We start from the raw sequence: 21138 nt of genomic DNA, 5'->3' as shown, positions 1-21138 counted from the left end.
CGGGCGATGTCGGTGACTGCCGCGCGGCGTGCCTTGGCCAGGGTCAGGGCTTCGTCGGTGCGGTGCGCGTAGGCGTTCACCAGCAACTGCAGGCGGCGCTCCATGTCGTCTTCGCTGTCGAACTTGGCCACGCCTTTCAGGCGCACCTGGGCATACAGCGCCTCGATCTGGTTGTCGACGCGCTGCAGGCCCTGCCAGCTGTCCTGGTAGTCGTTGAGCAGCGGCAGCAGGTTGTCCATCGAGTCGTCGATGGCTTCCATGTACGGCGTGCCGTAGGGCAGGTCGGCCGGCAGCAACTGACGACGGCGCAGGGCGTCTTCCAGGGTGCGCTGCTTGGACTCGAGGTCGCCGAGTTGCCGACCGACCAGTTGCAGCTTGGCCGACAGTTGCTGGACGCGTTCGGTGAAGGCGTCGCTGGAGCGCTTGAGCTCGTCCTGGGCGGCTTCCAGCTGCGACAGGTGTTCCAGCTTCTCCGGCTCTTCAGCGGCCAGGGTTTCGCTGCGGCGGAAGTCTTCCAGCGCCTTCTGCGCATCCAGCACCTGCTGGTACAGGGTTTCGGTCTGCGCCTTGGAGGCGGAGCGGTCGGCGGCCACGGCCTGCTGGGTCCTGAGCTGCTTCAGCTCTTTTTCCAGGCGCTCTTTCTGGTCGCGCAGGGCGGCGCGATCGGCCAGAGCCTGCAGCGCCGGTGGGTCGATGTGGGTCAGGTCGATGGAAAGGCCTGGGGCCTCGAAACGCTCGCCCTTGAAGCCGTCCAGCACCGCTTCCAGGGATTTTACCCACAGGTCGCTGTCTTCCAGCTCGATGCCGCGGTCGCCCAGCGGCAGGCTGAACAGCGCGCCGTTGAACAGGCGCATCAGGCGGTCGACATCCTGCTGCGAAAATTCTTCCCGCAGGCGCGCGTAGCTGTTGTTGTCGGCGTGGTCCAGCTGCTGCTTGACCTGTTTCAGGCGTTGTTCCAGGTCGCGCACGCGCTCGTCCAGGTCTTCGGCGCTGAACTGCCGCGACTGGGCCAGGGCGCCGGCCAGTTCGTCGTGAGCGTCCTTGGCCGCCAGCAGCTGCTGCTCCAGCACCTTGACGTCATCGACCAGGGCGAAGCGGTGCTTGAGCACCGACAGCTCGCCCAGCCAGCGCTGGATGCCGCTGATTTCACGCTCCAGGCGCATCAGCTCCTGAGTGCCGCCGCGCTGGTCGTTCTGCAGGCGGTCCTGCTCGCCACGGTAGTGCTCGGACTGGATGACCAGCTCCTCCTTGCGCGCCATGGCGTATTCCTGCCAGGTGCCGAGCAGGGTGTCGAGCACCGGCGAGATACGGTGCAGCTTGCCGCGCAGGATATCGCGCTGGGCCACACCACCGGCCAAAGCTTCGACCAGAGGGCCGGCGGCGACAAGGGCGTTGTAGTCCTGCTCCATGCGGCGCACGTCACGGAAGGCCTCTTCGCAGGCGGCGATGTAATCGACGCTGCCCGAACGCAGGCTGTGCTCGAAGGCATCGAGGAACAGCTGCTTGAGCTTGGCTGCGGTGATTTCGCGCATGTGCAGCAGGTTGATGAACAGTGCGCGGAAGGTTTTCAGGCTTTGCTCGCTGGTGGAGCGCAGCGGGATCATGGTCAGGTCCAGCGGCACCGAAGTATGGCCGCCAACCAGCAGTCGGCGCAGTTCGTCCGGCTTCAGCTCATAGGCCTTGATGCCCAGGCGCTCGAGGTTGGTGAACAGCTCTTTCTGGCGCAGGCAGGTGTCGTTCTTCTGGTAGTGAGCCAGGTCCAGTTCGCCCTTGTAGGCGAAGAACTGGTGGCCGAAACCGCCGCCCGGACCGCGCCCGACCACGCCGATCACATGCGGGCCGTGGGGCAGGCTCAGTTCGCAGAGAATGTACGAGGTGTCGCTGGCGAAGTAGAAGCGGCGCGACTGCTCGAGGCTGTACTTGCCGAAGCTCATGTCCGACATGCGCGCCAGGATCGGGAACTGCAGGGCGTTGATCGACGCCGATTTGCCCAGGTTGTTGGCGCCGTATACCGACAGCGGGTGCTCCAGCGGGAACAGGCCAAGGCTGTAGCCGGCAGTGTTGAGCAATGCGAAGCGGCGGATGCCGTAGCGTTCCTGGCTCATGCGTCAATCTCCTGTTGCTCTTCGCGGATGGCCCGGGCCAGGGCGTCCTCTTCACTTTCGTCGCCTTCGAACGGCGTGAGGTCGAGCGGGTCATCGGTGCGGTTGAGTTCTTCGGCGCTTTGTTCCTCGACCAGCACCGGGGTCGGCAGCGGCAGGTCGCTGTGCAGGGTGGCGGCGAGGTCGCGGTCCTGCTGCACCGACAGGCACACGTCGAGGAAGCGGTGCATCGGCGGCAGGAAGCGGTAGATGCCGCCTTCTTCATGGGCGAAGCCGAGCTGGGTCATGCGGCGCAGGATCTTTTCTTCCAGCTCTTCGACCGTTTGCACTTCGGCCTGCAGGAACAGGTCGCGGTACTTGTCCAGCAGCGAGGGCAGCTCGTCGCGGCCGATGCTGCCGCCGTCGAGCACGGCCATCGGGTCGCGGCCCTGGTCGGCCAGGTGCTCGACCAGGATGAAGGTGAACAGCGACAGGCGCTGCGCGGTCTTGTTGACCTGCGCGGCGGTCATGTCCGGCACGAAGTAGTAGAAGCCACGGGTGTCGCAGACCAGTTCGAAGCCCAGGGCCTTGAACAACGTGCGGTACTGGTCCTGGAAGTTCGACAGCTGGGCGTACAGCTCGGGGTCGCGGCGGCTGACGTGGAAACCTTTGAACAGCTCGCGGAAGATCGGCGCGAGCTGGGACAGTTCGGAAAGATCAAGATGCATGGGCTGGGCTCGCGGTGGGTTCGGTAGGCGCGCTGGTGGCGTCTTCGCGGCTGGAGGTCAGGGCGAACGAGCGCAGGCTGACCAGGTGTTCCTGGGTGGTGTACTCGCGCCGCTCGAGGCGTTCGCGCCTGAAGCGCTTTTCTCGCGACAGGCGCGAGAACCAGTACAGCAGCTCGTCGGTGGCGCCTTCGGGTTCCTGTTCCAGCAGCCAGACCATCAGGTCTGGCAGCGGCAGGGCCTGTTCGCAGCGTTCGAGCATTTCCTTGACCGTACGCGGTGCGCGCGGCAGGGCGTCGGACTGGGTCTTGTGCGCCTTGGGGAAGCGCGCCGGCTTGGGCTCGAAGCGGGCCAGGGCGTAGACATAGGCTTCGACCTGGCTGGCGCTACCGAGGAAGGTGCTTTGCGGTCGGGTGAACATCGGCATTGCCGCTTGCGGCACGGCATCGATGCCCTTGCGCCGGATCACCGACAGGGCCAGCGCGGCGCCACGGGTTACGGCGTTGTGCCGGCGGGCTTCTTCGCGCAGCGGCAGCAGCAGTTCGCGGGCATGGCGCAGGGTCAGCTGGGCGCTGGTCTGCATTTCCAGGATGCGCGCGTGGGTGCGCAGCAGCATGTCGTCGTCGACCAGGTGGCCCAGGCGCGCCTGTTCGCCCAGCAGTTTCAGCAGCACGGTCTCGACCTTGCGCACGCCCTGTTCGAAGGCACCGTCGGCGTTGACCAGCTGGATCATCGGCTCGACGTACTCGTCCCAGGTGGCCAGCACTTCGGCATAGCGCTGGCGCAGCGGAATCTGCCGGTTGCTGGTCTTGGCCCGTTCGGCCACGGCCACCAGTGCCTGCTCGTCGTTGTCGAGCTTTTTCAGCACATCGCGCACGCGCATGTCGAGCAGGCGCAGCTGGCGCGCCAGGTCGTCGCTGTCGCGGTTGTCGAAGGCGTCCTGGATGTGCCCGGCAAGGCGCTCCAGGTGGCGCAGGTAGGCTTCGATCTCCAGGCACAGGCCCAGCCGGTGTTCGCGGCGCAGGTAGGCGAGGAAGTCGTGGATCTGCGCGTTTAGCTCGAACCGGTTCGGGCTCTTGGCCACCGGGACCAGGATATCCAGGCGGATCCACACGTCGAGCAGCTGAGTGATGTCCTGCGGGGTGCTCTCGAGCTGCTGGCGGGCCACGTGCTGGCGCAGTTCCACCAGGCTGAGTGTGCCTTGGTCGAAACGCTCGCACAGCGGCTCGATCAGGGCCCAGTGTTCGGCTAGGGCGCGCAGGACGCGCTTGGGTTCGATCATTGGCTTCGACTCGTTGCCAAGAAAAAGGGGGCGATTGTACTGCATCCGGGGGGGAGGATTTCACCCCTTGGTCTGTAATGAGAGATAACCTTGAACCTTGTAGGGGATTCACTGGCCCTTTCGCGGGTGAACCCGCTCCCACAGGTACTGCACAAGGCCATGTGGGAGCGGGTTCACCCGCGAAAGGGCCGGAACAAGCCACAAAAAACCGCCGACCAGTTGCGGCACTCGAATGCCAACAGCGTTAGAATGGCCAATTGTTTTAGCCCCTCGGATACCCGTCCTTTGCTCACCGAACCCCGTCGCCGCGCCTTCCTGTCCGCCATGCAAGTGGTGCACTGGCTGCCGCGCGCCGAACTGCCGTTCGCCGCACCGTCGCGGCCCGAGCTGCTGTTGCCGATAGCGCCGGTCGATGCCCTTGATTTCGATGTGCGGCCCGCGCCGGCCAGCAATGACGCGCCGGCCACCCCGCAGGCGCGCTCCGGCGAGCGACCGAAAATCGAGATCCCGCGCCCGGGCACCGCGCCCAAGCCTGCCGCCAAGCCCGTCGAGGCCGACGAGCAGCCAGCAGCCCCGCGCCCGGCCCCGGTGCCGCCACCGCGCTTCTCGCTGCAACTGCTGCGCGCCGGCAGCTGCCTGCTATTGGTGGAATTGGCCACCGGCCAGCCCTTCCAGAGCCGCGACCCGTCCTACCTGCTGCTCAAGGACATGCTGCGCGCCGCCGGCCTGCCCGACGCCCCGCAGATCATCGGCGAGCCGGTGCGCTGGCCGCTGCTGGTGCGCGGCAATATGGATCAGGGCCCCGAGGCCGCGCGCGATTTCGTCCAGGGCTTTGTCCAGGCCCGCCTGGAGGATGCCCCCTGCACCTTGCTGTGGCTGGTCGGCCTGCCAGCCTTGCGCTTTGCCGCCAATGCCGACGCCCAAGCCTATTACCAAACCCTGAAGCTCGATGGCCTGGGCGATGCCTGGGCGTTGCCGGGCCTTGAACTGTTGATGGACGAGCCGCAGCGCAAGGCGGACGTCTGGAAAGCCATGCGCCAGCTGATGGCGCGCTGGAAGAGCGTTGAATGAGTGAATCGATCAGTTTCCGCCCAATGACCGAGGCGGATCTGGATGCCGTACTGAAGATCGAATATGCCGCGTTCAGTCATCCCTGGACCCGCGGAATCTTTCAGGATGCGCTCAAATCGTACGAGGTCTGGCTGATGTTCGATGGCGAGCAGCAGGTGGGCCACGGGGTGATCAACGTGATCATCGACGAGGCGCACTTGCTCAACATCACCGTCAAGCCGGAAAACCAGGGCTGCGGCATGGGCCTGCGCCTGCTGGAGCACCTGATGGCCCGGGCCTACCAGCTCAATGGCCGCGAATGCTTTTTGGAAGTGCGCGCCAGCAACCAGTCCGCCTACCGTTTGTATGAACGCTACGGTTTCAACGAAATCGGCCGCCGCCGCGACTACTATCCGGTTGCCGGCGGCCGTGAAGACGCCCTGGTAATGGCCTGCACCCTGCTCGAAGATTGACCTTGCAGGGCTTGGCGCTGTTACCCAGGCAAACCCTGATGAGGCAACGACCATGCATGACCTGCAGGAACTGATCGACAACAACGCCCGCTGGGCCGACGCGATCAACCAGCGCGACCCCGACTTCTTCGCCAAGCTGGCCCGCCAGCAGACCCCGGAGTTTCTCTGGATCGGCTGCTCCGATGCCCGCGTGCCGGCCAATGAAATCGTCGGCATGCTGCCGGGCGATCTGTTCGTTCACCGCAACGTCGCCAACGTGGTGCTGCACACTGACCTCAACTGCCTGTCGGTGATCCAGTATGCGGTGGAGGTGCTGAAGGTGCGGCATATCCTGGTCACCGGCCACTACGGCTGCGGTGGCGTGCGCGCCGCCATGCAGGACCGCCAGCTGGGGTTGATCGATGGCTGGCTACGCTCGATCCGCGACTTGTATTACGAAAAGCGCGGCGAGCTGGCCAAACTGGACAGCGAAGAAGCCAGGGTCGACCGCCTGTGCGAGCTGAACGTGATCCAGCAGGTGGCCAACGTGGCCCACACCAGCATTGTGCAGAACGCCTGGCATCGCGGCCAGGAACTGTCGGTGCATGGCTGCATCTATGGCATCAAGGACGGGCGCTGGAAAAGCCTGGATACCACCATCAGCGGCTTTGCCCAGTTGCCCCCGCAGTATCGGTTGCGGGCTTTGGAGTAGTCGTTCTGCCTGTCAGCCCCAAACCGCTTAACTGAATGGCAGCGTCGATCAAGTTGGCCAGGAGAGCCTATATGAGCCGTACCAAGTGGAGGCTGCTGGCATTGAGTCTGGCATTGAGCGCAACCGCCCACGCCGACGAACGCGACCTGTGGATGTTTGCCCAGTGGGCCGGCGACCACCAGACACGCCCGTTCCGGGAAATGCTGGTGGACGCTCGCCTTTACGGCGTTGTACCTATCCACCAGTTGTTGCGCTCGGCCTCGGACTGGAAGCTGTGCCATGCGTCCCCCTTCGCCGTGCCGCCCGCCAGCAACTGGCCGGCCGTGCGCTCGACACTGTCGCTGATCCAGACCTTGTCTGCCCAGGGCCTGCTGCGTCAGTTCGAGGTGGTATCGGCCTACCGCGACCCGCGCCTGAACGTGTGCGCCAGCGGGGCGGCCAACAGCGCCCACACCCGCGCCTTCGCCGTCGATATCCTGCTGCCGGCCTGGGCCGACCCCAACCCGCTGTGCCGTTTCTGGCAGCAGCATGGCCAGGCCTGGAACATGGGGCTGGGCCGCTACCCCTCCGGGCGCATCCACCTCGATACCGCCGGCTATCGCACCTGGGGTGGCAATGGCAGTGCGGACTCGTCGTTCTGCGCCAGGCCCAGATGAGCCAGGCAGCTGGCGCATTCCTCCAGCACCCAGGCGGCGAAGCGCTGGCGTTTACCGTTGTCGTCCAAGGAATGCGGGCTGAGCAGGTGGTAGGCCGAGCCGTCGCGGACAAAGCCGAAGGGTGCCTGCAACTGCCCGCTGTCGAGTTCGTCGCGCACCATCAGCGCTGAGGCCATGGCCAGGCCCAGGCCAGCGCTGGCTGCCTGGATCGACAGGTAGAAGTGCTCGTAGTCACTGCGTTGGGTGTGCATGGCCTGCTGGCCGCTCAGGCGTAGCCAGCTGGCCCAGGCGCCGGGGCGGGTGCTGCTGTGCAGCAGGCGCTGGCCTTCGAGTTGGCGGGGGGCAGGAGGGCGGCCCACGGGGCCGATCCATTCGTCGCAGATTTTCAGGCTGTAAAGCTGGTTGCCCCAGTGGAAGTCGTCGCGGCGTATGGCCAGGTCGATACCGCTGCGGGCGAAGTCCAGAGGCCCACCTGCCGCCACCAGGTGCAACTGCAGGTCGGGGTGGGCGGCATGGAAGCGGGGCAGTCGCGGGATCAGCCAGCGCATGGCAATGGTGGGTTCGCAGGACAGTACCAGCACGTTGTCCCGGGCCTGCTGCTGCAGGTGCTGCACGGCCCCTTCGAGCTGTTCGAAGATGGCCTGGGTGGTGCCTTGCAGGGCGCGGCCGGCCGGGGTCAGGAACAGGGCGCGGTTGCGCCGTTCGAACAGCTCCACGCCAAGGCTCTCTTCCAGCAGGCGCACCTGGCGGCTGACAGCGCCGTGGGTGACATGCAGCTGCTCGGCGGCGCGCACGAAGTTCTCGGTCCGGGCGGCGATGTCGAAATAGCGGAGTGTGTTGAGGGGCGGCAGTTTCATGAGCTTGTTTTGGCAGGCCCGGCCTCTTCGCAGCACGAGGCTGCTCCTACAGGTTTTCGTATCGCCATGTGGGAGGAGCCTTGTGCTGCGAAGAGGCGGGAGCAGGCACTACACCTTTGTGAGAAAAACTATCAGATATGCCCCACTATAAATCGATTTTTACCGGACCTTAAGCTCTCGATAATGACTTCGTCTGTGCATTTTCATCGCCTATCGAGAGCTTCAACATGACCGAACTCATCGCCGTAGCCCTGTTTACCATCCTCGCCGTCATCAGCCCCGGCGCCGACTTTGCCATGGTCACCCGCAGCAGTTATGCACAGGGCCGCAAGGCCGGGCTGGCCGCAGCCGTGGGCATTGCCCTGGGGGTGCAGGTGCACGTGCTGTACACAGTGCTGGGCATTGCCGTGATCATCAGCCACAACCCGGTGCTGTTCCTCACCATGAGGGTGCTGGGGGCGGGTTACCTCGTCTATCTCGGCTACAAATCTCTGACCAACACCCGGCGCATCAGCCTGGAGGCTGGCGGACCATCCACGGCCAGCGTGCTGCAAGCCTTGCGCACGGGCTTTCTGACCAACGCCCTCAACCCCAAGACGATGCTGTTCGTCATCAGTGCCTTCACTCAGGTGGTACAACCCGGCAGCTCGCTGACACTGGCTTTTGCCTATGGCGCATTCATGTCCGTTGCCCATTGGCTGTGGTTCAGCCTGGTGGCAGTGTTTTTCTCCAGCACGGCATTGCGCACGGCCATGATCGACCGGCAGGTATTGGTGGACCGAGTTATCGGTATGGCGTTGATCGGGCTGGGGCTGGCAGTGGCGGTGACGGGCATTCGTTGAGCGGGCGATTGCATTCGAGCAGGCCTGGGCGCGGCAGCCGTGGGGGCCGTGAGCGGGCGTTGATCGAAATGCTTGTTGGGCCAGCAGGGGACGTGGTTCTGAATACTTTATCGCAGGCAAAGAAAAAGGGCTTACCTTGCGGTAAGCCCTTCGTCTTGTTTGGTGGCTACACAGGGACTTGAACCCCGGACCCCAGCATTATGAATGCTATGCTCTAACCAACTGAGCTATGTAGCCGATGGCGCGCATTATTCTCTTGAACGGCCCCCCTGTCAACACTCATTTCAAAAAAAATTTGCACGCTTTCAAAAACTTAGCGGCCGGGTTCGGTTTCAGCGCACTACCAGCCAGTGCCCGAGCACGCCCTGCAGTTGCAGATGCTGGGCCGCAGCCAGCGATTCCAGGCTTGCGGCAGGCCGGTCGAGGTTGAAATCGCCGCTCACGCGCCGATGGGCCACTTGTGCATCCATCATCCATAACCTTTGCCCCTGATAGCCGGCAAGGCGCTCAAGCACCTGCCCCAGTGGCATGTCGGTGGCTTCCAGGCGCCCAGTGCGCCAGCTGTCGGCGGTTTGCAGGTCGGCTTTTTGCACCGGGGCGATGCGGGTGTCATCGAAGGTTACCCGCTCGCCGGTCGAAACCATGCGCTGCTCACCACCCTGGATGACCATGGCCTTGCCACTGAGGACCACCAGCTCGTCATGCCCTGCATGCCGGGCGACCTGCAGGCGGGTGCCGAACACCTGGATGCGCGCGTTGCCTACGTCCACTTCCATGGCCCGCCCATCGAGCATCACTTCAATGTACACCTGACCCTGCACCAGGTGCAGCTGGCGGGTGCGGCCGCGGAGGTCGACGTTCATTGCGCTGGCGCTGTCCAGGTTCAGTGTCGTGCCGTCGGCCAGGCGCGTACTGCGGCGCTCGCCCACCGCGGTGTGCAGCTCGCTGGCCAGGCGTTGCATCAGCGGCCAGTACAGATAGGCAGCGGCGCCCACCCCCAACAGGAAAGCCAGTGCCAACCACTTGCCCACCTGGCTGCGGCGCACGCTTATCTGCTGTGGGCGAGGGCGGGCAGGTGCTGGTTGCAGCTGTTGCCAGAAAGTTTCCAGCTCGGCGTAGGCTTGGGCGTTACGGGGCACCTGGCACCAGGCCGCGAAGGCCTGGCGCTGGGCTTCATCGCAACCGGGCTGGCGCAACAGCGAAAACCATTCCAGCGCTTCCTGCTGAGGGTCGGGCTGGAACTGTTTGGCGGGCATCGGGCTCATGGGATCGGTCTGCTCGCGGTAAGGGCCGTTTTGCCCAACGATGACAGGGGTATGAGTCAAGGATGCTAATTATATTGAGAACCATTTTCAAGTAAGACACGACAGAGGGATAAAAAAGGTAGCTATGTATCTATTTGTTTCCCGATAATCGGATCCCAAACTGCGGACGGAGATTCAGGCACATGGCCACCAGTAGCGCCACCACGGCGTCCACCAGCGCAGCAGCGAGCCCGGCCACGCCGCTGGTGATGCGCATCATCGGTTTCTGCGCCCTGGCGCATCTGATCAACGACCTGATCCAGGCGGTGCTGCCGGCGATCTACCCGATGCTCAAGGCCAACTACGACCTGAGCTTCGCCCAGATCGGCCTGATCACCCTGACGTTCCAGATCACCGCATCGTTGCTGCAGCCCTGGGTGGGCTTTTTCACCGACCGCAGGCCGTCGCCCAACCTGCTGCCGCTGGGCACCCTGTGCACGCTGGTGGGCATCGTGATGCTGGCCTTCGTCGGCAGCTTCCCGATGATCTTGCTGGCGTCGGCGCTGGTGGGGATTGGCTCGTCAACCTTCCACCCGGAAACCTCGCGTATTGCGCGCCTGGCATCGGGTGGGCGTTTTGGCCTGGCGCAGTCTACCTTCCAGGTCGGCGGCAACACCGGTTCGGCCCTGGGCCCGCTGCTGGCGGCGGCCATCGTGATTCCGTTCGGCCAGACCCATGTCGCCTGGTTCGGCCTGGCGGCACTGTTCTTCCTCGGCGTCACCCTGATGCTGCGTGGCTGGTACAAGGAACACCTCAACCAGGCCAAGGCGCGCAAGGCGGTACAGGCAACCCATGGCATTTCCCGCGCGCGGGTAATAGCGGCGTTGATCGTGCTGGGCCTGCTGGTGTTCTCCAAGTATTTCTACATGGCCAGCTTCACCAGCTACTTCACCTTCTACCTGATCGAGAAGTTCGATGTGTCGGTGGCCAGCTCGCAGCTGCACCTGTTCCTGTTCCTGGGCGCGGTGGCGGCGGGTACCTTCTTCGGCGGGCCGATTGGTGATCGCATCGGGCGCAAGGCGGTGATCTGGTTCTCGATCCTGGGCGTGACGCCGTTCACCCTGGCGCTGCCGTATGCCGACCTGTTCTGGACCACCGTGCTGAGCGTGGTGATCGGCTTCATCCTGGCTTCGGCGTTTTCCGCGATCGTGGTGTATGCACAAGAGCTGGTGCCGGGCAGCGTGGGCATGATTGCCGGGATCTTCTTCGGGCTGATGTTCGGCTTTGGCGGCATTGGCGCTGCGCTGCTGGGCTATGTCGCCGACCTGCGTGGCATCGAATACGTGTATGGGCTGTGCTCGTTCCTGCCATTGTTCGGCTTGCTGGCGGTGTTCCTGCCCAATACCGGCAAGCGCTGAAGCGCCGGCTCATCTGCTCTTTGTAGGAGCGGCCTTGTGTCGCGATGGGCTGCGCAGCGGCCCCGGCGATCTATGCAGCGAAGCTGAAATCCCGGGGCTGCTGCGCAGCCCATCGCGACACAAGGCCGCTCCAGTGTCCGCGACAGCAGGTCAGGCACCCAGGTGCCGACGATTGACGACCTGACCACCTTCGCCTAGAGTGCCGCGTCTGTTTTCCCAACCACCTGCGTAGTAGCCCAAGCAATGCGCCGTACCCGGTCCCTCCCATACGCCCACCAGCCTGCCCTCCAGGCCCTGCGTCGTGCGTGGCCGAGCGACACGGTGCTCAAGCGCCGCCGCAGCGTGCTGTTTGCCTTCACCTTCTCGCCACACCTCGCCTGAACTGATCTGCGCTGTTGCGTCGCGCGCCACCTGGGCGTGCGCGCCTGTGTCTGCACGTCTTTTCGGTTTGCAAGGAGTGGTACATGAACATGCGTTTGCTGGCGGGCCTGTTGTTCGCCGTTTCGGTCGTGGGCTTCAGCCTCGGGGCCAGCCTGCCGCTGGTGTCGCTGCGCCTGCATGAGGCAGGGGCGAGTACCCTGGAAATCGGCATCATCTCGGCCATCCCTGCTGCGGGCATGATGCTGTCGGCGTTCCTGGTCGACGCCTGCTGCCGTCATCTCACCCGGCGTACCATCTATCTGCTGTGTTTCAGCCTGTGCACGGTGAGCATCGCCCTGCTCGAGTCGGCGTTCGCCTCGCTGTGGCTGCTGGCGCTGCTGCGCCTGGGGTTGGGGCTTGGCATGGGTATCGCCATCATCCTTGGCGAGTCGTGGGTCAACGAGCTGTGCCCGGAACACAACCGCGGCAAGATCATGGCCCTGTATGCCACCAGTTTTACCGGCTTCCAGGTGCTCGGCCCGGCCATGCTGGCAGTGCTGGGCGCCCACAGCCCGTGGATCACCGGTGTGGTTACCGCCTGCTATGGTCTGGCGCTGCTGTGCATCGTGTTTACAGTACCCAACGACCATGTCGAACATGAAGAAGGCGAAAAGAGCTTCGGCCTGGCCGGGTTCTTTCGGGTGGCACCGGCCTTGTGCGTGGCCGTGCTGTTCTTCTCGTTCTTCGATGCCGTAGTGCTGTCGCTGCTACCCGTCTACGCCACCAGTCATGGCTTTGCGGTAGGTGTGGCCGCATTGATGGTGACCGTGGTGTTTGCCGGCGACATGCTGTTCCAGCTGCCGCTGGGCTGGCTGGCCGACCGGGTGGAGCGCACCGGGCTGCACCTGGTGTGCGGGCTGGTGGCGATGTCGATCGGGATCGGTTTGCCCTGGCTGCTGGGGCTGACCTGGCTGCTGTGGCCGCTGCTGGTGGTGCTGGGCGCGGTGGCGGGGGGTATCTATACCCTGGCGCTGGTGCTGATCGGGCAGCGCTTCAAGGGTCAGGACCTGGTCACCGCCAACGCCAGCGTGGGCTTGCTGTGGGGCGTAGGTAGCCTGGTCGGGCCCCTGGTCAGTGGCGCGGCGATGGGCGTGGCGCCGCATGGTCTGCCTATGGCGCTGGCACTGATGGCCGGGCTGTTCGTGTGCTTTGCCCGGCAGTCGTACCGGCGCGCGGGGCGCTTGCGAGCCTTGGCGGACTGAGCGTTCAGACGGCGCTGATGCTCACCCAGTAGCGCGTGCGGTAGTCGACCCGCACCGGCAGGCTGTGGGTAAGCAAGTGCAGAATCTCGCCGATGTCGGCCAACTGGTAGGTACCGGATACCTTCAGGCCAGCTACTTCGGGCGCGCAGCGCAGCAGGCCGGGGCGATACCGTGCAAGTTCGGCGACAAATTCGCCCAGCGGCATCTGTTGCACGCTGAGTACACCGTCGGTCCAGCCCCAAGGGTCGCTGTGCAGTTGCACAGGCTGCACGCTGCCATTGGCCGACACTTGCAAGGTCTGGCCGGCCAGCACCTGCCGGGGTGCGGCCGAGGCGGGGAACAGCGTGACCTCGCCACGGCGCACGGCCAGCAGCACGCCGCGATCGTTTTCGCGCAGCAACAACTGGCCGTCGCGGGTGGCCAACGGGCCGACGCGGGTGTCGATGCGGAACGGGCGGTTGTCGTCGCGGTTGCTGTCCAGGCTCACCTCGCCGCGCACCAGCTGCAACTGGCGTTCCTCGGCGCTGTAGCGCAGGTCGATGGCGCTGGCAGTGTTGAGCTGGATAAGGCTGCCGTCGCTGCCTTGCAGCTGGCGGCGCTCACCGGTTTCAGTGCTGCTGTCGGCCAGCAATTCCGGCAGGCCCAACGGCTCGCGTGCGGCCCAGCCCAGGCTGCCGCCCACGGCCAGCAGCATCAGCAGCTTGAGTTGGTCGCGGCGGCTGATGCGTTGGCGCTGGCTGCCGTCCAGGGTGCGCCGGCTCAGGTCCTTGGGCAGCCCCGCCAGTTCCTCGCCGAGCTGGCTGACCCGTTGCCAGGCCAAGGGGTTGTGTGGGTGACTGGCCAGCCACTGCTGGAACTGCTGCTCGGTACGCGGGCTGGGGCGGTCGAAGCGGAGCTTGACCAGCCAGTCGATGGCCTGGTCGACCTGCGCCTGCGCGGGCGCGCCATCAGGCATCGGCATAACGCACCCGGTAACAGACGCCCAGGGCTTTGGCCAGGTCGCGCTCGACAGTGGCCCGGGACACCGCCAGTTGCTGGGCAACCTGGGCGATGCTCAAGCCATCGAGTTGGGCCAGCAGAAATGCCTGGCGGGCACGCGGCTTCAGCTGGTGCAAGGCCCGGTCCAGGCGTTCAAGGCTATCGAGGATGATCAGGCGGTGCTCTTCGCTGGGCACTTCGGCCTCGGGCAGGTGCGCCAGGCTTTCCTGGTAGGCCCGCTCCAGCGCGCGGCGGCGGTACTGGTCGATCATCAGGCCGCGGGCGATGCTGCCAAGGTAGGCCCGCGGCTCTTTCAGCGGTGACACCTGGCGAGCACGCAACAAGCGCACGAAGGTATCCTGGGCCAGGTCTGCCGCGTGTTCATTGCAACCGACCCGGCTGCGCAACCAGCTGCGCAGCCAGGCGTGGTGGGACTGATAGAGCAGGGCGACCTCGGCCGGCTTGAACGTGTCGTTGATCTGCATCGTCGCGAAGGCCCGGTCCCGTGATGGATGTGATTGTGAATAGTTCTCAATTCTATGCGGGGACGACCGTGCCGATCAATGGTATGCCAGGAATTAGCCGCGCAAGAACCGGCGTTTCCCCGATGAACGGTTGGGCTAAGCTGGACCTGCAATCGACCCGATGGAGATGCCATGATCCTGGCCGACCTAACCCCCGCAGCCTATCGCGCAGCCAGTGAACAGCTGGCTGCAATCGACCCGGACTGGTCGCGGCACATTGCGGCGATCGGCCCCTGCCTGCACCAGGCGACGCCAGGGCGTGAGCCTTACGAGGCGCTGGTGCGGGCGATTGCCTACCAGCAACTGCATGCTCGTGCCGCCGAGGCGATACTCGGGCGGTTGCTGGCGCTGTTCCCGCAGCAGCCGTTCCCGCAGCCGGAGCAGTTGTTGGCGGTTACCCCGGAGGCGATGCGCGCTTGTGGTTTTTCGGCGAGCAAGCTGGCGACGGTCCGGGGCATTGCCCAAGCCCGGCTGGACGGCCTGGTGCCCACGCGGGAGCAGGCCTTGAGCATGACCGACGAGGCCTTGATCGAGCGCCTGGTGGCGCTGCGCGGGGTAGGGCGGTGGACGGTGGAGATGCTGCTTATCTACAGCCTGGAGCGTTCGGACATCCTGCCCGTGGACGATTTTGGCGTGCGCGAGGGATATCGGCGGCTCAAGGGCCTGGACAAGGCACCGACGCCGGCACAGATGCGCTCGCTGGGCGGCGGCTGGCGGCCGTATCGTACCGTGGCGGCCTGGTACCTCTGGCGCGCCTGAGCTGCAGCTTGCGAGAACACGCGGCCCCTGTGGGAGCGGGTTCACCCGCGAAGAGGCCGGCACAGGCAACCCCCTATCTGGACACTTACCATGCCCCCTTACATCACCCCAGACCAACGCTGGCAAGCCGTGGAATCCCGTGATTCGGCCGCCGCCGGCCAATTCGTCTATGCCGTGCGCACCACCGGCATCTACTGCCAGCCCAGCTGCAAATCACGCCTGGCCAAGCGCAGCAACGTCGAGTTCTACGACACCCCCGCCGCCGCCGAAGCAGCCGGCTACCGCGCATGCAAGCGTTGCTCGGCTACCCCAAAGGCCAGCGCCACTCGCCACAGCCAGTTGGTCACCCGGGCCTGCCGCCTGATTGAAACCAGCTACCCGGCGCCCAGCCTTGACCAGCTCAGCGCGCAACTGGCTGTCAGCGCCTTCCACCTGCACCGCCTGTTCAAGGCCGAAACCGGCCTTACCCCCAAGGCCTACGCCACCGCCTTCCGCGCCCGGCGCCTGCGCGCTCATCTGGAAGACGGCCAGCGCTCGGTCACCGATGCCATCTACGATTCCGGCTACAACTCCAACAGCCGCTTCTACGAAAGCGCCGACCAGCGCCTGGGCATGCGCCCCCGCCAGTACCGCGCAGGTGGCGCCGGGGCAACCATCCACTTTGCGCTCGGCCAGTGTTCACTGGGGGCGATTCTGGTGGCCCAGAGTGAAAAGGGCATTTGCGCGATCCTGCTCGGTGATGACCCCGAGACCTTGCTGCACGACCTGCAGGATCAGTTCCCCAAGGCCCACCTGATCGGTGGCGACAGCGCCTATGAACAGCTGGTAGCCGAAGTGGTCGGCTTTGTCGAAGCCCCGGCACTGGGCCTGGCCTTGCCGCTGGATGTGCAAGGCACGGCCTTCCAGGAGCGGGTGTGGCAAGCCCTGCGCGAGGTGCCGGCCGGCAGCCGGGTCAGCTACACCGACATCGCCGAGCGCATCGGCGCGCCCAAGGCGGTGCGTGCGGTAGCCATGGCCTGCGCGGCCAATCACATCGCCGTGGCCATTCCCTGCCACCGGGTGGTACGCCGGGACGGCGACATCAGCGGCTACCGCTGGGGCGTGGAGCGCAAACAGCAACTGCTCAGGCGAGAAACGGCACTCTCCTGATTGCCTGAAGCCGCGTAGAATCCCCCGCCAAATCGAATTGTAAAGAGGAATATTCGATGAGGCGCCCCAGCCTTGCCCGTTATTGCCCAGGCCTGATGGCCCTGATGGTCCTGCTGCTGGCGCTTGCCAGCCCGGCCTGGTCGGCACCGGCCACGCCGTTGTCGAACCTGGCGAGTGCAGAAGCGCCCGCGCTGGATGAGAACGCCAGCGTCGAGCAGCTGAGCGACCGCCTGGACCAGATCCGCCAAGGTGTCACCAGCGAAGCCAACGACGACCTGCTGGCGCAGCTGCGCCTGGCTGCAGTGCAGGTTCAGCGCCAGGCCGATGCATTGAGTGCCCTGCGCACTGCCGATGTGGAAAAACTCGATGACAAGCTCAAGGTCATCGGCCCGGTGCAACCGGACGAGGCCGCCACCCTGACCCAGCAGCGCAAAGAGCTGCAAGCCGAGAAAAAGGCCCTGGTAGCGCAACAGGACCAGGCCACCAAGCTGACCCAGTCGGCCCGTGACCTGTCCACGCAAATCGTCAACCTGCGCCGCAGCCAGTTCAACTCGCAGATCACCAGTCGCGCAGCCTCGCCGCTGAGCCCGGCATTCTGGCAAAGCATTATCCGCCCCACCCAGGATGACGTCGCCCGCCTGCGTGACCTGCGTGGCGAAACGGCCGACGCCGTGGCCAGCGCTTTCAACGCTGACCACCGCTGGGTGTTCATCGCCAGCCTGGTGGCGGCGATCCTGGTGTGGACCGTGGTGCGAGGCTTGATCGAGCGCTCGCTGGCCCATGCCATGGTGCGCTGGCTGCCCGAAGGCCGGTTGCGCCGCAGTGCCCTGGCGCTGGGTGTCAGCCTGGCAACCCTGGGCACCATTGCGGGCTCTGTGTCGTTGCTGCGTTGGGGCCTTGAAAGCAGCGCCGAGCTGGGCTCGGACATTGCCAGCCTGACCAACCACGTGCTCACGCTGGTGGTGTTCAGCGCCTTCATCACCGGGCTTGGCCGCGCCATGTTGATGCTGCAACGCCCGTCCTGGCGCCTGCCCGCCATTCACGACGAAGTGGCCACGGCACTGGGCTGGTTCCCCAAGCTGCTGGCCCTGGCGCTGATGGTGATGGTGACCCTGGAGCGCATCAACAGCGTGATCGGCGCCAGCCTGGCACTGACGGTGGCCGTCAACGGCGTGACCGCACTGGTGGTTGCGATCATTTTTGCGGTCGCCTTGCTGCGTTACCGGCGTACCCTGCGCAAGCATGACCTGGAGCGCCCCACTGGCCTGGCGGGGCTGATCCCGTTCGTGATGGTGGTGTGGCTGGTGCTGATCATGCTGGCGCTGCTCACCGGCTACCTCACGCTTGCCTACTTCCTGACTGCCAAGTTGCTGTGGGTAAGCCTGGTAGCCACCTGTGCCTACCTGCTGACCACCTTCTTGGGCGACCTGTGCGAAACCCTGCTGTCACCACGGCAGCCAGGTGGCCTGGCACTGGCGTCAAGCCTGGGCCTGGCGCCGCGCCACCAGGCGCAGGCCAGCACCATTCTTGCCGGTATCGGCCGTACGGTGCTGCTGTTCCTGGCCTTGTTGCTGGCACTGATGCCGTCGGGTACCAGCCCGGGTGAATTGCTGCTCAGCCTGGGTGACTGGGACGGCACCGGTGGCAAGGTGCTCGGCAACCTGAATATCGTGCCCCAGGACATCCTGCTGGCGCTGGTGATGTTCTTCGGTGGCCTGTTCGGCATCCGTGTGGTCAAGCGCTGGCTGAGCGAGCGCCTGCTGCCGGAAACCGACATGGATGCTGGCATGCGCGCCTCGCTGGTGACCCTGGTGGGTTACCTGGGCTTCCTGTTCCTGGCCATGCTGGTGATGTCGACCCTGCGCATCAACCTCACCAGCCTGACCTGGGTGGTCAGTGCCCTGTCGGTGGGTATCGGTTTCGGCTTGCAGCAGATCGTGCAGAACTTCATCTCCGGCTTGATCCTGCTGACCGAGCGCCCGGTGAAGGTGGGCGACTGGGTCAGTCTGGCCGGCGTCGAGGGCGATATCCGCCGCATCAACGTGCGCGCCACCGAGATCCAGATGTCCGACCGTTCGACGGTGATCGTGCCCAACTCGCAGTTCATTTCGCAGAACGTGCGCAACGTGACCATGGGCAATGCGCTGGGTGTGGTCGGCATTACCCTGACCTTGCCATTGGAGACCGATGCCAATCGGGTGCGTGAACTGCTGCTGGCGGCGTACCACGAGCATGAGGCGATTCTGGATGCGCCGGCTACGTCGGTGTCGTTCAAGGACCTGACTGCAAGCGGCATGGTGATCGGCGTAAGTGGCTACGTGGCGGGGCCGCGGCAGGTATCCGGTACCCGCAGCGATCTGCTGTTCACCATCCTTGGCCGGTTGCGTGACGAGGGGATCGCCCTGTCCTCGCCGCAGAGCATGGTGCTGGTGCAAGAGGGCGGGCGGCCGGCTGACGAGCCGGTGTAAATGCCTGGGGCGCCAAGCGCCCCCGGCTTCAATGCTGCTTGACCTGCCTGATCCTCAGCAGAATCACCAGCAGCACCAGCAAAACCGGCGGCGCCATGGCCATCAAGCCGTCACGCGCCGTCAACCCCAGCCCCAGCACATTCAACCCGCCATACAGCAACTTGAACAGGTTCAGCAGGTAGTAGGTGATGGCAATGATCGACAGCCCCTCCACTGCCCGCTGGATCTTCACCTGGGCATCGGCCCGGGTATTGAGGCTGCGCAAGATCCCGGCATTCTGTTCTTCCATTTCCACCTGCACCCGCGCCTGCAACAGGTCGCCCAGGTTGGCCACATTCTTCGCCAACTGCTCCAGCCGCTGTTCGGTGGCCGCGCAGTAGCGCACGGTGGGCTTGAATCGGCGCTCGATGAACACCCCCAGGCGCTGGCAGTCGCCCACGTGGCTTTCGCGCAGTTCGCCCAGGCGCTCGAACACCAGTTGCGCATACGCCTGGGTGGCACCGAAGCGGTGGCGGGTTCTGACTGTGCGGCTGACCACCTGGCGTGACAGGTGGGCGATGGCGTCCAGCAACCCTTTGGAGTCATGGCCGTCCCCGCCGGCGCTGCGCTCCGACAGGCTGACCAGGGTCTTGTCGAAGGCATCCAGTTCCTGGCTCAACTGCTTGGCCGTGGTCAGCGTCAGCGAGGCCATCATGCGGTAGGTCTCGATTTCCAGCAGGCGGCGAATCATGCGGCCCTGGCGGTAGGCATTGAGGCGGCGGTTGATGAACAGCAAGCGGTTGCTGCCGTCTTCGGTCAGGCGGAAATCGCTCCACACCACCGCGTCACCACCGCCTACGCATGAACCGCAGGGGTCCTTGAAACCGTAGGGGGCCAGGTCCAGGTCCTGTTCATCGCGTACCAGTATCTGCACGGCGTTGATCACCTGCGCAGCTTGCGGGGCGATAGCGTCGACCAGGACCGGGGGTAGGGCCTGCCACTCAGTGCCGGCGGCAGTGCAGGGCACCACCAGCGTCAGGGTGAAGAACTCGGTGTGCCTTTCCCACTTGAACGGCTGGCCATTGAGGCAGGTGATGCCTTGGGCGGCTGCGGTGTCCACGGCATCCGGGCAGCAACGTTGCAGCAGCGCCGTACAGGCAGCATCGCCGCCGAGCAGGGCCAGGTGGAAGACATGCGCCGGGCCGTCGAAGTACAGCGACGGGCGGGCGTGCAGTTCGTTGTGCAAGGCGGTGCGATGAGGGTGCATGGGTGGTCCGACCTGGTGTTGTGATTGTGGGGGTACCAGGAAGTGGGACTTTGCGCGGGAAGGGGAAAGTCACGCGGGACAGAGGTTTGTGTTTCCTGGTCTGGCTCTTCGCGGGTGAACCTGCTCGCACAGACCTGGCGTCGCTCCCCGGAACTGGATGACCGTTCGTAACGCAAACTGATTTACAGCTATACATTTGCGTTACGCTTTCGTAGGCTTTGCCTAATCGACAGAATGGGTCGATCTGGTGGCCCGCGTGGTACGGGCGAGGAGTCATCCATGGGTGAAGTGCATACACGGGACCGCAGCAAAACGGTGCCATTGAACATGAGGGTTGCCGAGCATCGCCGCGACCTGATCGACGCTGCAGTTGAAGTTGTTGGCGGTGATCGCACCAGCTTTGTGCTTGAAGCTGCCTGCAAGCGGGCCGAGGAAGTGCTCATGGAGCAACGCTTATTCCTGCTTGATGAACAAGCCTATGACGCATTCACCCAGGCACTGGAAGACAACCCTATCAGGAGCAACGAATGCGTGAAGAAGCTGCTGGCAAGGCCGAAGCGCTGGCGCTGAGTGCTCCACAAGTGTTGAACGCGGACCATGACCTTGGCCAGTTCGATTGTGGGGAAGCTTCCATCAACAGCTACTTGTGGGACAAGGCACTGAAGGCCCAGCATGCCAAGCACGCGGTGGTCTATGTCAGCTGTTTTGCAGGCACCAACGCCGTCGCTGGTTTTTACACGTTGTCGAATGGGTCTGTGGCACGGGGCCACGGTGTATCGGCTCGCCTGCGCCGCAATGCGCCTGACCACCTGCCGGTGGTCGTATTGGGGCGCATGGGTGTAACCCGCCAGGCTGCGGGGCAGGGTGTGGCAACCGACCTCCTGCAGGATGCGATCGAACGAGCACTGGCCGCCTCGGAGGTCGTGGGCTGCGTCGCGATGATCGTGCATCCCCTTAGCGAGCGGCTGGAGAAGTTCTATGCCAAAAATGCTGGCTTCCGCCTCTGCCCCGAGCTGTCACCCAAGACGATGATGATGTCGCTGAAATAATCAGCCGAGGCACCGCGTCACATG

At 64.7% G+C, this 21138-nt stretch carries 20 protein-coding genes and 1 tRNA gene; 12 read left to right on the top strand and 9 right to left on the bottom strand.

Going from position 1 to position 21138, the window contains the following annotated elements; genetic code table 11:
• The 3 genes from HP546_RS09805 to mksB all read right to left on the bottom strand — a co-directional run.
• On the bottom strand, positions 1 to 2105 hold a 2105-nt coding region (locus HP546_RS09805), incomplete at its 3' end, for a chromosome partitioning protein ParA (protein ID WP_172223640.1).
• Positions 2102 to 2809 carry an Mks condensin complex protein MksE gene (mksE, locus tag HP546_RS09800; protein ID WP_172223637.1) on the bottom strand — a complete coding sequence of 236 codons (708 nt, stop codon included), beginning with the start codon at positions 2807 to 2809 and terminating at the stop codon, positions 2102 to 2104. The genes HP546_RS09805 and mksE, both read right to left, overlap by 4 nt.
• Positions 2799 to 4088, bottom strand: coding sequence for an Mks condensin complex protein MksB (gene mksB / locus HP546_RS09795; protein ID WP_172223634.1), 1290 nt, complete (start codon positions 4086 to 4088; stop codon positions 2799 to 2801). The genes mksE and mksB overlap by 11 nt, the downstream gene beginning before the upstream one ends.
• A gap of 285 nt (positions 4089 to 4373) precedes the next feature.
• Between mksB and HP546_RS09790 the strand changes: the two genes are divergently transcribed.
• From HP546_RS09790 to HP546_RS09775, 4 genes are all read left to right on the top strand, one after another.
• Entirely contained in the window at positions 4374 to 5159 is a 786-nt protein-coding gene (locus HP546_RS09790) for an energy transducer TonB (protein ID WP_172223630.1), read from the top strand.
• The gene (rimI, locus tag HP546_RS09785; protein ID WP_172223626.1) at positions 5156 to 5611 is read left to right on the top strand and encodes a ribosomal protein S18-alanine N-acetyltransferase; all 456 of its coding nucleotides are present in this window, start codon (positions 5156 to 5158) and stop codon (positions 5609 to 5611) included. Before HP546_RS09790 ends, rimI begins: the two co-directional genes overlap by 4 nt.
• 52 nt (positions 5612 to 5663) lie before the next feature.
• A complete protein-coding gene (gene can / locus HP546_RS09780) occupies positions 5664 to 6302 on the top strand; it encodes a carbonate dehydratase (RefSeq protein WP_172223623.1) in 639 nt (212 codons plus the stop codon).
• A gap of 71 nt (positions 6303 to 6373) precedes the next feature.
• Positions 6374 to 6958, top strand: coding sequence for a D-Ala-D-Ala carboxypeptidase family metallohydrolase (locus tag HP546_RS09775; RefSeq protein WP_172223619.1), 585 nt, complete (start codon positions 6374 to 6376; stop codon positions 6956 to 6958).
• Here the strand turns inward: HP546_RS09775 and HP546_RS09770 are convergent.
• The gene (locus HP546_RS09770; RefSeq protein WP_172223616.1) at positions 6898 to 7815 is read right to left on the bottom strand and encodes a LysR substrate-binding domain-containing protein; all 918 of its coding nucleotides are present in this window, start codon (positions 7813 to 7815) and stop codon (positions 6898 to 6900) included. The genes HP546_RS09775 and HP546_RS09770 overlap by 61 nt on opposite strands.
• Before the next feature lie 227 nt (positions 7816 to 8042).
• Here HP546_RS09770 and HP546_RS09765 point away from each other — a divergent pair, with 227 nt between their 5' ends.
• Entirely contained in the window at positions 8043 to 8657 is a 615-nt protein-coding gene (locus HP546_RS09765) for a LysE family translocator (RefSeq protein WP_172223613.1), read from the top strand.
• 160 nt (positions 8658 to 8817) lie between these two features.
• On the opposite strand, the gene HP546_RS09760 is transcribed toward HP546_RS09765, so the two are convergent.
• Positions 8818 to 8894: transfer RNA gene (locus tag HP546_RS09760), tRNA-Met, on the bottom strand.
• A gap of 95 nt (positions 8895 to 8989) precedes the next feature.
• Complete coding sequence (locus tag HP546_RS09755; protein WP_172223644.1) at positions 8990 to 9913, bottom strand: FecR domain-containing protein; 924 nt, start codon at positions 9911 to 9913, stop codon at positions 8990 to 8992.
• Between the two features lie 191 nt (positions 9914 to 10104).
• Here HP546_RS09755 and HP546_RS09750 point away from each other — a divergent pair, with 191 nt between their 5' ends.
• A complete protein-coding gene (locus HP546_RS09750; RefSeq protein ID WP_172223610.1) occupies positions 10105 to 11319 on the top strand; it encodes an MFS transporter in 1215 nt (404 codons plus the stop codon).
• Positions 11320 to 11783: 464 nt separating this feature from the next.
• The gene (locus tag HP546_RS09745) at positions 11784 to 12941 is read left to right on the top strand and encodes an MFS transporter (RefSeq protein ID WP_172223607.1); all 1158 of its coding nucleotides are present in this window, start codon (positions 11784 to 11786) and stop codon (positions 12939 to 12941) included.
• A 4-nt stretch (positions 12942 to 12945) separates the two neighbouring features.
• On the opposite strand, the gene HP546_RS09740 is transcribed toward HP546_RS09745, so the two are convergent.
• On the bottom strand, positions 12946 to 13902 hold the full coding sequence (locus tag HP546_RS09740; protein ID WP_172223603.1) for a FecR domain-containing protein: 957 nt from the start codon (positions 13900 to 13902) through the stop codon (positions 12946 to 12948).
• Complete coding sequence (locus HP546_RS09735; RefSeq protein ID WP_172223600.1) at positions 13889 to 14404, bottom strand: sigma-70 family RNA polymerase sigma factor; 516 nt, start codon at positions 14402 to 14404, stop codon at positions 13889 to 13891. Before HP546_RS09735 ends, HP546_RS09740 begins: the two co-directional genes overlap by 14 nt.
• A 171-nt stretch (positions 14405 to 14575) precedes the next feature.
• Between HP546_RS09735 and HP546_RS09730 the strand changes: the two genes are divergently transcribed.
• The 3 genes from HP546_RS09730 (at position 14576) to HP546_RS09720 (ending at position 18819) form a co-directional block, all read left to right on the top strand.
• The gene (locus HP546_RS09730) at positions 14576 to 15202 is read left to right on the top strand and encodes a DNA-3-methyladenine glycosylase (protein WP_172223597.1); all 627 of its coding nucleotides are present in this window, start codon (positions 14576 to 14578) and stop codon (positions 15200 to 15202) included.
• A gap of 90 nt (positions 15203 to 15292) precedes the next feature.
• On the top strand, positions 15293 to 16351 hold the full coding sequence (ada, locus tag HP546_RS09725) for a bifunctional DNA-binding transcriptional regulator/O6-methylguanine-DNA methyltransferase Ada (protein WP_172223594.1): 1059 nt from the start codon (positions 15293 to 15295) through the stop codon (positions 16349 to 16351).
• Positions 16352 to 16407: 56 nt separating this feature from the next.
• A complete protein-coding gene (locus tag HP546_RS09720) occupies positions 16408 to 18819 on the top strand; it encodes a DUF3772 domain-containing protein (protein WP_172223590.1) in 2412 nt (803 codons plus the stop codon).
• A gap of 28 nt (positions 18820 to 18847) precedes the next feature.
• Here the strand turns inward: HP546_RS09720 and HP546_RS09715 are convergent, their stop codons facing one another.
• Positions 18848 to 20065, bottom strand: coding sequence for a DUF3422 domain-containing protein (locus HP546_RS09715; RefSeq protein WP_172223587.1), 1218 nt, complete (start codon positions 20063 to 20065; stop codon positions 18848 to 18850).
• Between the two features lie 279 nt (positions 20066 to 20344).
• Here HP546_RS09715 and HP546_RS09710 point away from each other — a divergent pair, with 279 nt between their 5' ends.
• Complete coding sequence (locus tag HP546_RS09710) at positions 20345 to 20635, top strand: DUF1778 domain-containing protein (RefSeq protein WP_172223584.1); 291 nt, start codon at positions 20345 to 20347, stop codon at positions 20633 to 20635.
• Complete coding sequence (locus HP546_RS09705; RefSeq protein ID WP_172223581.1) at positions 20593 to 21114, top strand: GNAT family N-acetyltransferase; 522 nt, start codon at positions 20593 to 20595, stop codon at positions 21112 to 21114. The genes HP546_RS09710 and HP546_RS09705 overlap by 43 nt, the downstream gene beginning before the upstream one ends.
• Positions 21115 to 21138 lie beyond the last annotated feature (24 nt).

It is taken from the genome of Pseudomonas sp. CM25, assembly GCF_013179705.1.
GTDB lineage: Bacteria > Pseudomonadota > Gammaproteobacteria > Pseudomonadales > Pseudomonadaceae > Aquipseudomonas.
This window is presented reverse-complemented; position numbering and strand designations above follow the sequence as displayed.